The following is a 10,454-nucleotide window of genomic DNA, read 5'->3' on the forward strand; positions in this document are numbered from 1 at the left end:
CGCTCGCGCCGCGTGTCACACCGGATGCCGCGAAGCCAGAGCCCGCTGCAACGCGTTGCGCAAATCCTCGTAATGTACCGGCTTTAACAACGCGTCGAAGAACGGCCGCGAGCCGTGCGTTTCCCCGCTATCCTCCGCCGCACCCGCTTCTGGCGCATAAGCGCTGACCACGATCACCGGCACGCCCGACGACGGCCCGCCGCGGCGCACGAAATCCGCGAGAAACGTATAGCCGTCACGCTCCGGCATATGCAGGTCGAGCAGCACCACGTCGCAGCGGCGCGTGTCGAGCCACGCGAGCGCGGCGTCGGCGGTGGCGACGGCGTGCGCGTCGAAACCCATGTGCACGACCATTTCGCAGAGTGATTCGCGAATCAGCCGGTTGTCGTCGATGATCAGCACGCACGGCCGCGCGCCGCCGGGCTCGGCTTGCGCCGCCACGCCGGCCGGCCGCGCGGCTGCGACCGGCGTGACCGGGATCGTCACGGTGAAAGTGGTGCCCGCGCCCAGCGTGCTCGCCACGTCGACCGCCCCGCCGAACAGTTTCACCAGCCCCTGGACGATGGCGAGCCCCATCCCCGCGCCTTCGAAGCGGCGCGTGCGCGACGCGTCCAGTTGCGTGAACTCCTGGAAGATCAGCGGAATCTGCGCCGGCGGCACGCCCGGCCCGGTGTCGCTGACGACGAAAAGCAGCACCGCCGGCTGCTGCCGCAATTGCACCCGCACCGTACCGGTCTCGGTGTAGCGGATCGCGTTGGTGACCAGGTTGTTGACGATCTGCCGAATCCGGTGCGGATCGGAATCGACCAGACCGCTCATGCCGCTCGCGTCGCTTTCGAGCTTCAGACCGCGCGCGGCGGCCGACATCGCGTGTTCGTCGACGATCGACGCGAGCAGCTCGCGCGGCTCGAAATGCTCATAGCGCAACTCGAGCTTGCCGGCGCCCAGACGCGCGTAGTCGGTGAGGTCTTTCATCTGCGCTTCCAGATGCCGCGCCGCGGTTTCGAGCCGCTGGATCACCTTGCGGTCGGCCTCGGAGTGGTAGTTGAAGCCCAGCAATTCGATCGACGACACGATCGCATGCAGCGGCGTGCGCAGCTCATGGCTGATCATGCCGAGGAACGCGTCCTTGGCGAGACTCGCCTCGCGCGCGGCCAGGCTCGCCTGGTGTTCGGCGGCGAGCGCCGCGTGCTGCTGATGCATCAGACGCGTGCGGCGCCGGCCGTTGAGCACCAGCAGCAGCGTCGCCGCCGCCGACAGCAACAGCAGCAGCAGGCCGCCCGCAAACAGCATGCGCCGCTTGTTGATGAAGTCACGGTTCATCGCCTCGCGGTCGGCGACATCGGCAAAGCGGCGGCTCAGCGCCAGATCGTTGATCTCGTTCCAGTGCTCGCGCATCTGCCCGACGATCTGATTCGCGCGAGCGTGGTCCTGCGGCAATGCATCGACCGCGGGTCGGATGTCGGCCAGCAGATGATCGAGCGAGTGGATTTCGTCCAGTTGCCGTTGCAGCAACGCGAGTTGCGTGCTCAGCCGGTCCGTCGAGCCGGCCATCACGTGCAGCTTCGATTGCAGCAACTGGTAGCGCAGCATCAGCCGCTGATAGTCGCCGTCGACGCCCGACTGATACAGCAGCAACTGATTCTCGAACCGCGCGTAGGCGATCTGCAACTGCGCGGCGTCCCAGTAGAAGCCGTCGTAGGTGCCGGTCAACTGCTCGGTGGCGCGTGGGTTGAGCAGGTTCGCGTACAGCAGATAGCCAATCGCGCCGGCCGGCGCCGCGAGCGCGGTCAGCCAGATCAGCACGTAGAAGACGTGGCGCCACGGACGGCGCGCTATTTGACGATGAGGGCCTTGATCTGCCATACGAATTTTGAATCGCCCAACGCGCCCGTCAGTTCACCGGGGTACGCGTCACGCGGGTAGATAAGGAACAGCGGCCCGAAATCGCTGATCTTCAGACGCTGGCCGTTCATGCTGTACGCGACGACCACGCCGTAGCGGTCGCAGTCCGACACCGGCACGGTGTAGGTGTAGTCGTCGAGCGTACGGAACTCGACCTCGGTGCCATAGGCGCCGACGGTCTTCAGAATATCCGCGAGCAGCGGTCCTGTGAAGGTGGAGCGCGGCGTCCACGTGGTCGCGGTCGTGATCGAATGGACCGGCAGCGCGAGCAGTTGAGCCTCGGTGAAGTGATAGGAATGATGTGCGGCATCGTTGGTCTTGCCGATCTTGCCCTCGACGTCGAGTTCCAGCGTCGAAGCCGCTGGCTGGGCCTGCGCACCCCATGCGGCCAGTGCGAGGATCACGCTCATCGCCCCGCGTGCGCGCCTGGATGCGCTGTTTCTGTCATGCCGCAATGCAATCACCGTGGTCACCTGTTTTTATCGGTTGTCTTATCTGTAGTCTTTTGCTGGCGGGGTCCGGCGCTGCGCCGAGGCAGTCCGTCACCGCTCCTGTATCGATTCGTTGCCCGCGAGGTCGGCGTAAGCGCCATGCCCGACGGTGATGCGCGTCACCCCGACACGCGATCTTTGAACCGCATGCATAATATCGCCAAAAATTCTCTGTCTCAAAGCAGCACAGCGCCGCTTCGCCGCCGGGCCTGGCCACCGAGCCCGGGCCGCGCCCGTAAAAGACACCCGCCCTACGCGCGCCACGCGGCGCCACCCGAGCCATGAACAAGCCGGTTTTGCCCCTCACGTATGAACAGCTCGATCACTGGATCGAATCGCTGCAGCCCGCGTTGCTGGCGGAGCGCTTCACGATGGCGATCGGTATTCTGCGCGGCGGTGCGCCGCTTGCGCTGATGGTGTCGCATGCGGTCGGCACGCCGGTCGCGTTTCTGCGCTACGAGCGCCAGTCGCGCGCGGTCGCGTGGGATTCGACGCTGCCGATCCCGCCCGCCGGTTCGAAAGTGCTGCTGTGCGAGGACATTGCGGGGCGCGGCTTCACGCTGACCGACTGCATCGCGTTTCTGCGCCAGCAGGGACTCGATGTCAGGACGCTGGCCGGCGCGGTGGACGACCTGAGCCGCACGCAACCCGACTACGCGATCGATGCGCGCGGCTACTTTGCGCTGTTTCCGTGGGAGCGCCAGGCCTACACCGAGCGCTATCGCGCGGACTGGGAACGGGTCGAAACCGGCAGTGCACCGGCGATGGCGGACGACCACGAATACGCGACGTATGCGATCGACCTCGACGGCATTCTGCTGCCCGACGTGCCGCTTGCGCGCTATGACGAGGATCTCGCCGCCGCGCTGGCCGAACGCGATGCGCTGCTGCCGTTCGACGTGTTGCCCGGCATCGATCTGCAGCGGGTTCGCACGATCATCACCGGCCGCCCGGAACTGGATCGCGCGCGCACCGAGGCGTGGCTCGCGCGGCATGGCTTCGGTCATATGCAACTGGTGATGCGCACGCCCGACGCGCACGACGAAAGTCCCGCCGGTGCCGCCGCGCACAAGGCTACGGCTGCGTTGCGCGGCGGGGTCACGCATTTTGTCGAGAGCGATCCGGTGCAGGCGCTGCTGATCGCGCAGCAGGCGCCGCTGTTGCGCGTGATCTGGTGGGATGCGCTTACGCGCACCGGGATGCTGGTTGGTGCGCGGGCGTGGAGTTGATTGAGTGACGGGTGGTCTGAAGCTTCGGCGCGGGGTTGAGGGCGTTGGGCGCCGCGCCTACGGATTTTATTTTGGGCTTGGGCTTGGGTCGAATGCCCGACCGTGAACAGAGCGGCCTGAACTAGCGCTAGCTCTCTCTCGCTTCCCTGCTCTCCTTGCCATCCCGCAATCGCAAATGCCGCGCGGCCCGCTGCGACGCGACGACGATCAGCTTCATCGTCGCCCGCGTGGCGCCGACGAACAGCTTGCGCGCAATACGCTCGTCGAACGCATCGAAGTCGATCTCGGTGAAAATCACGCACGGCGCGGCCTGCCCCTTGAAGCGGTAGATCGATTCGAACAGCACATCGCCTTCGCGGTACTCCGGGTTGCCGAACAGATCGTACTTGCCGGTGAAGCTGCGCAGCCGATGCGGGCCGAGATGATTCTGCGCGGTCATCGCCGAGCCTTCGCGGCCGCGAAACGACAGCACCACGATGTCCTGCTTGCGAAAGCCGAGCGACAAAGCCTGCGTGATCGCGCGCTTGGTCGCCTCGATGCTGGCTTCGGCCGCCTGCGCTTCGTCGTAGACGGACAGCGAAATCTCGGAGCCGTCGAATGGACTGCCGGACGCGAGCGCCGCCGCGAGCGGCACCGACGCGCCGACCACATCGCGCACATAGTCGAGAATGTCACGCGGACTGCGATAGTTGGTGGTCTCCTTCAACGTGGTCCAACCCGGCAACGCCACCGGCTCGCGCATATACAGATTCTGCAGCGGGTCTTCGAGCCACCACCACGCGGCGCCGGGGCGCAACAGCCGCTCGAGCGCGGCGACCCACGGCTGCTGGAAGTCCTGCCCTTCGTCGACGATCAGCACGTCGAACTGCCAGCGCGGCTCGATCGGCGTGTCAGCGAACATCGTCTCCAGTTGCCCGAACACCTGGCCGGACTGGAAATCGGGCTTGAGGCCCGCGTCGCGCGCTATCCAGTCGCATAGCTGGTGATAGTTCGCGACCTTCGCCTCGGGCGGCGCGACCCGCGCGATGTGATCGGCGAGCGGCCGGTTGAAGCACACGTATAACGGCCGCTGGCCGCGCGCCACTGCCTCCTTCATCACCTGCACCGCCAGTTGGGTCTTGCCCGAGCCCGCAGTGCCGATCACGCGCAGCCGGAACGGCGCGAACTCGAGCCGCCGCGCCCATGTCGCGAGTCCGCCCGCGAGGCGCGTGACAAGTGTGCCCGCCTGGCCGACCAGCGCGCTCGTGTCCGGCGTGAGCGCGAGTTCGTCGGCGAGAAAATGATGGATCTTCGACGCGCACGCAAGGCGCGGCTCGTCGGCCGGCAGCGCTTCGCGGATCACCGCCGCGAGCCGGTCCTTGCGCGCCGCGTCGACGATACGCGATGGGTTAACGCCGGCAATCGCCACATTCCTGACGATGTGGTCGGGGCAGTACAGCAGTTCCTCGATGAAATAGGTACCGCCGCTTTCCCTGATTGACAAAATCTTGTCAATTCCCAAGACTATCACTATACATGGTTGTTTTTACAGGAGAAAGTCTGGTGGCTTCCGCTGAAAGCCTCCCCGAAAATGAACTGACAATTGTCAGTCGACGGCTCTATCGCGTGAAGAAAGAGGAATGGGAGTCACCGCAAGACCAGTTTCTTCGCATCGAAGGCACCGCACTTTCCGCCCTGCTGACCGCTTCGAACGGTTCGCCTCATGTCCGAGACGTATGCCTACGAGTTCTACTCCTGTTCGATTGCATGCTGCGGGTGATGGGCGAACCCGACCTTAGTTCGCAAGTCGCATTCGCTACGGAACGTTTCAAATCGCTCCAATCGCTGTTCTATGGTGCGCTAGGCTCCGAACGCTTCATCAACGTGTCCCGCGCCACTCGGACTTCTTGGGCGCACACCTTCCAAAAGCTTATCGCACGTCTCAGTGATGAAACACCTGTAATGTTTTCGGACCACATCCAGACGTACAGCTCAGAGATTCCTCCAGAGCTTGTAACGGCATTCGAGCAAGCTGACCTCGACGACAACGAGGTAAAGAGGTTAAGTCCGTTCCTGCTGACGCCCAAATCCGGCATTGATTACAACGTCCCGCTTAGTGACATGCCACCCGTCCTTGGCGACGCTTTCACCGAAGCGTTTCATGACGGGTTATGCGCGATTGCCGCGCCAAAAGCGAAAGACACCGCTCTACGCGACTTCGGCGCCACCTTTGCCCGCTTCGTTCGCCATCAAGCGTCTATCGGGAAGACCGCTACAGTTGACCAGCTCCTAAACCCAACCTTCGTTCAGCTCTGGCTAGTTGACTTCATGGAGTATCACTTCATGAAGATGGTACGTCGGCAAACCTTGGTCCAAGAAGGAACCTTGCCATCCCTTCAGAAACTCTGGAGTCGCTACGCCAATTACTGGAAATCGCTTGCCGACAAGGGAGTTGTTGCCGCGCCGGCAAGTGCTTTTCCAGAAGGTAATCCAAAGCTTCTTGCGGGCACCGCTGTGGCCCATCGAAAGTTGGTTCCCGCAGCTGACGGAGCCACGACCCTCGTTACTCAAAAGCTCATTGTCCCTGTTCCGCTAGATGTCACCGACGAAGAGGCCACACTCCTCGTATTCAAGCACCTCAAAACTGCCTTCGACACAACTCAATCGTGGTTGCGAGAGCACGTGGACAAATTCTTTTCGGACTATGACCGAGGCGTGGAGCTCGCGAACACGGTCAAGTCACTATCGCCAATTAAAGAATTCAACAAACTGAGATACAAAAAGCGGAAGGAGCTTCGAGGCATCGCACTTGCAGTGAAATATTTCAAGTCTGAGCATGATGGTTATGTGGATACGTCTCGAAACGACACGCCCATATATCCTCGCCGCGCAGCCCGCGACGGTCCTCCCAAAGAGTTGGTCTCTCGTTATCTGGGGTTGCCCTCCCGACGCGACGCAATGGCGTTCATGGCGTATTTGGCAACGCTAGACGGTCGGTTTTCTGAGTCAGCTCTTTCAGACGCAACGTTGCTCGACGTGAACGGCAATCGCATCAACGCCGTCGAAACCGATGCTGGATTAACGCTCACGGTGTTAAAAGAGCGCGATGCCGGCGATGGATGGCACCACGTAACCCTGAAGGGAGATGCCGCCGACTACGTTCGCCGCTGGATTCAACTGACGACCCCATTGCGGACTTACATGGAAGACCATGACATCCCGGGTTGGCAAAATCTGTTCATCTATGTTGGCAATCCGCTCGGACCAGCTGGATATTTCGGACGCGCGAGCAATGTAAGCAGTTGGTTTCAACAGTTCGCCAAGGCGAACAAACAGCATCTTGGGTCTCTCTCAAATCAAATAACCATTGCCCGTATCAGGTCGTCGCGCGGCGTTCTCGTGTTCTTGGAGACGATGGACTTAGCCAGGATGGCTCGAGAGTTGGGAAACGACAGCGAAACCTCATTGCGGCATTATCTTCCGGACTCCCTGTGGGAGTACTTCGCAACACGATGGCTGAGAATTTTCCAGAATCTTCTCATTGTAGAGGCGACAAAGGGCACGCCCTACATGCAGAGAGCGCTGCATTTCCATTCGGCTGCGGAGATGGATGAATTCCTGAAAAACCATGCCCTCGCCCCTCTGCTTCCAGAAGACCGACCTTCTGAAGAGACAGATAGCGAGCGACCAGTCAGTGAGGTGATGGTCGCAGCCAGTCCCGGTCTGTTCGGAACATTGTTGTCTCTTTCAGCCGCCGTTGATAGCGCCGAAGAAGCCGGACGACAGCTGACGGGGCAGGCTGTCTATTGGACAGAATTCACGAAGCGATTGAAAAATTATATCGAGAGCGACGCATTCCACGATAGAGGAATCAAACGCATGATGGCCAATGCCTCGAAAAATATAGACCCTTCAAACTTTGAGGAGGTGGTTTGTGCTTAACACTCTCCCAAAGGAACTAAGCTTCATCAATTTATTCCGGCTTTCCGAACACACGTTGGAGCACGCTTCATGGCGCGTTAGCGATTTCATTGCTGACGTTTGGGAATGTCTTTTCGGAACAGCTCGAACGACAATCGATTTTCGGAAGGTACTAGACGATGGCAGTCTTCTCACGGACAGCAAAAACAGAGAATTATTGCACAGCATCAAAAGATTCCTATGTCTTCAAACACATCCAGCTCTAACCGGAAGCGTGGTTCTTGCTCCTGCAACCGCTCGCATGCGCATCGCTCTAGCCATTGCGACACTTGACTACTTCCTGCTTCGTAGCGACGAATTCGAAATAGCAAAACATGGATTCCGATTTATCACAGCCAACGACGTAATGGGTCTCATCGCCGTCATCGCATCGCATCGCTCACCTACACGCAGCATCTACGAGCCCAAGTCCCGAATCCTCAGCTATTTATCGCAGGTGCAAGTGTCGGCATCCGCTTTAGCAAAGTTACAAAAAACTACCCCGGACCTTTTTGAGTTGGCCGAAGATGAAGAGTTGAGTCTTCCGCGCAAGCAAACCCTCGTCGCACGAGCCTGGCTAAAACTTCACGATTGCTATGAACCAAGTACCTCTGGAACAACAGAGTTTCGCTACCGCGTTGTACGCAGGCGAGTTCTTTCAGAGGTTATCGGTCGTTATGTTCTAAACGACTTCCACTTCGAAAAGCTCGAACTTCCCGGGCTTGATGTTGCGCCTTCGCGGTGGTTTACGCGAGAAATGTCCGCTGTGCCGGCCAACAATCTTGACGAGGATGAACGCTCTTCCCGTGAATACGTAAACCAATATATAGCTGTACTTAGAAGCACGCGTGTGGCACAACAGCACGGCATCTCTCTGTTTTCTGAGCGAGCGCTTACTGCTCTCGAAACAGCGCCCATACTTCTAAAAGACCGCACAAAAGAGCGAGCTCGGTTCACGACTCTTCCATTCTCCCTCGCCAACGACCTCCTCTCCAATTCGATTGCCTTCTATCTCGAATATGCCGAACCAATTGTCGACTATTATCTAACCTTGGCTCGCAAGGGTGGCGATATACACGCGATGGCTGCCCCGATACCGTCAAAGCTTGCGGCGTTGGGTGTCATACAGTGGCGGTCGAACGCAACCACCGCGGACGAGTTCTTCGGTCAACTACGAAGGAGTGAATGTCTTTTCAACATGCTTGAAGTCCTTTACGGTGCCATTGCAGTTATGGTTAATACTCTGATGGCACGACGTGTATCTGAATTAGAAGACCTTCGAGCTGATAGCATTGTTGAAGAGCACGGTGCATACTTTCTGGCATTCAATTTGAGAAAGGCTAATGTTCTTGAACACCGGAAACGCACCCTCAGACCACTGCCAGGCATAGCAGCGGAAGCGCTCAAACTCTTGGCTAGGCTGTCGCACTCTATGCGCGACTTAGGGTATCAGAACGACGGCAAATTGTTTGCGATACCTTACAGCGGATGGCAACGAAAACCACCACATTTTGGAGTGTGTCAACCTGACTTTACGCGGTTCTTTGACCGATTCTGCGATTATTTTCAAACCGGTCAAGATGAACGGGGGAGGCGCTATTATGTCCGTGCACACCAGCTGCGACGAAACTTTGCCATGTTATTTTTCTGGCAAGGTTCATTCGGTGGGGTCGAAGTGCTGCGCTATTTTCTCGGGCACAACAAACCCCAAATGATTTATCGATACGTCACAGAGGCCGTACCTGGAAAAATCCTGAGACGCGTAATGGCCTCGGTCGCAAAAGACCTTATTAAAGCCGAACACCCTGCCACCGACGAGCTGGCGGCGCTCATTTGCGAGCGTTATGGAATCTCGCTCAACGACCTCCATATTCTGCCCGAGCGCGATGTAGTTGACTATGTCGAGGATTTGATTACCGCAGGTGAGGCCGAGGTAAAGCCTGAATTCTTTCGAGGCCCTAAAGGGCAAGAGTACCGAATTGTGTATCGGGTGATGAAGCATCGTGAGGAGGCGTAAAATTGACAAAAGACATTAGTGAAATGGTTCGCACTAAAGCCACATCGGTTGTGAACTTGTTTAAGTTACTCAAAGATGTCGTCAAGGCTCCTGAATCGATTGAGAAGCCGCTTCGTGATGCTCTGTTACCGGCTCTCACATCACAAGGTATGCTTGCCGCTCTCTGCATCCCCGAGGCCGCAATAGTTGGCATGTCGCTGAACACTCACAAAGCGATTGCAAACGAGCTCGAGCAGTTGGACGGAGGATACGCGGCATTGAACGACTATCGTAAGGCAGCGTTATCGAAGCTTAAAGACGTCGACCGAATACCCGAGCTACCAGGCCGTGGAACCATAGACTGGTATAAGAACGAACTCGAGGAAAAGAACAAGGAGCTAAGTTGTGTGGCAAACGACATAGCTTTAATGGGTCTAAAACTCAATGATGTGCTGCTATTAGCACATGACATGGCACGAAAAGCCAATCAGGAAGAGGATTTTTATAAACGTCGGTCTGAGATTCTACGGAAATTTAAACCGTGATGAACACATTTGACAAACTCTACCGCACCACGGCCGACGATTGCGCGCTTCCGCTCCATGTCAATCACACTGGCGCAGCCTACTACCCTGCACACGATGTCCCTCAAGTTCTATGGCCCGATGGCACAGTTTGTTGGCTGGTGAATCTTTATCTTCTGAGCGGTTATCGCAAGGGGCGCTCGAGAAAAAACAAGGGAGGGACACTTCTCACTTGGGCAAAAAACCTAAGTCCCTTGATTCGATGGTGTTATATAAACGAAATCGACTTCATCGATTTAACAGACAGCCACTTCAGGATGTTTGTGAATGCGCTTAGGGTTGAGAAGCACGAGAAGAAAGTTTCGAAAAA

The 10,454-nt window shown here is 58.4% G+C and carries 8 protein-coding genes; 5 read left to right on the top strand and 3 right to left on the bottom strand.

Going from position 1 to position 10,454, the window contains the following annotated elements:
• Positions 1 to 15: 15 nt before the first annotated feature.
• Both P0D89_RS37310 and P0D89_RS37315 read right to left on the bottom strand, forming a co-directional pair.
• Positions 16 to 1,866 carry an ATP-binding response regulator gene (locus tag P0D89_RS37310; RefSeq protein WP_408358731.1) on the bottom strand — a complete coding sequence of 617 codons (1,851 nt, stop codon included), beginning with the start codon at positions 1,864 to 1,866 and terminating at the stop codon, positions 16 to 18.
• The gene (locus P0D89_RS37315) at positions 1,836 to 2,315 is read right to left on the bottom strand and encodes a putative pterin-binding protein (RefSeq protein WP_408358733.1); all 480 of its coding nucleotides are present in this window, start codon (positions 2,313 to 2,315) and stop codon (positions 1,836 to 1,838) included. Before P0D89_RS37315 ends, P0D89_RS37310 begins: the two co-directional genes overlap by 31 nt.
• A 362-nt stretch (positions 2,316 to 2,677) precedes the next feature.
• Between P0D89_RS37315 and P0D89_RS37320 the strand changes: the two genes are divergently transcribed.
• On the top strand, positions 2,678 to 3,625 hold the full coding sequence (locus P0D89_RS37320) for a phosphoribosyltransferase (RefSeq protein WP_408358735.1): 948 nt from the start codon (positions 2,678 to 2,680) through the stop codon (positions 3,623 to 3,625).
• 127 nt (positions 3,626 to 3,752) lie between these two features.
• On the opposite strand, the gene P0D89_RS37325 is transcribed toward P0D89_RS37320, so the two are convergent.
• The gene (locus P0D89_RS37325; protein WP_408378024.1) at positions 3,753 to 5,108 is read right to left on the bottom strand and encodes an ATP-binding domain-containing protein; all 1,356 of its coding nucleotides are present in this window, start codon (positions 5,106 to 5,108) and stop codon (positions 3,753 to 3,755) included.
• Positions 5,109 to 5,167: 59 nt separating this feature from the next.
• On the opposite strand from P0D89_RS37325, the gene P0D89_RS37330 reads away from it, so the two are divergent.
• The 4 genes from P0D89_RS37330 to P0D89_RS37345 form a co-directional block, all read left to right on the top strand.
• Positions 5,168 to 7,546: a hypothetical protein gene (locus P0D89_RS37330; RefSeq protein ID WP_408378026.1), complete on the top strand. Its 2,379-nt coding sequence runs from the start codon at positions 5,168 to 5,170 to the stop codon at positions 7,544 to 7,546.
• A complete protein-coding gene (locus P0D89_RS37335) occupies positions 7,539 to 9,581 on the top strand; it encodes a site-specific integrase (protein ID WP_408378029.1) in 2,043 nt (680 codons plus the stop codon). The genes P0D89_RS37330 and P0D89_RS37335 overlap by 8 nt, the downstream gene beginning before the upstream one ends.
• Before the next feature lie 2 nt (positions 9,582 to 9,583).
• A complete protein-coding gene (locus P0D89_RS37340) occupies positions 9,584 to 10,105 on the top strand; it encodes a hypothetical protein (RefSeq protein ID WP_408378032.1) in 522 nt (173 codons plus the stop codon).
• Positions 10,105 to 10,454 (top strand): hypothetical protein (locus P0D89_RS37345; protein WP_408378034.1); only part of this gene is annotated, 350 nt, incomplete at its 3' end. The genes P0D89_RS37340 and P0D89_RS37345, both read left to right, overlap by 1 nt.

Source organism: Paraburkholderia sp. RL18-085-BIA-A, from assembly GCF_046027075.1.
Lineage (GTDB): Bacteria > Pseudomonadota > Gammaproteobacteria > Burkholderiales > Burkholderiaceae > Paraburkholderia.

Excerpts from the sequence above, each read along its gene's own strand:
- P0D89_RS37310 (WP_408358731.1), bottom strand. The coding sequence starts at position 1,866 with ATGGCAGATCAAGGCCCTCATCGTCAAATAGCGCGCCGTCCGTGGCGC.
- P0D89_RS37315 (WP_408358733.1), bottom strand. The coding sequence starts at position 2,315 with ATGAGCGTGATCCTCGCACTGGCCGCATGGGGTGCGCAGGCCCAGCCA.
- P0D89_RS37320 (WP_408358735.1), top strand. The coding sequence starts at position 2,678 with ATGAACAAGCCGGTTTTGCCCCTCACGTATGAACAGCTCGATCACTGG.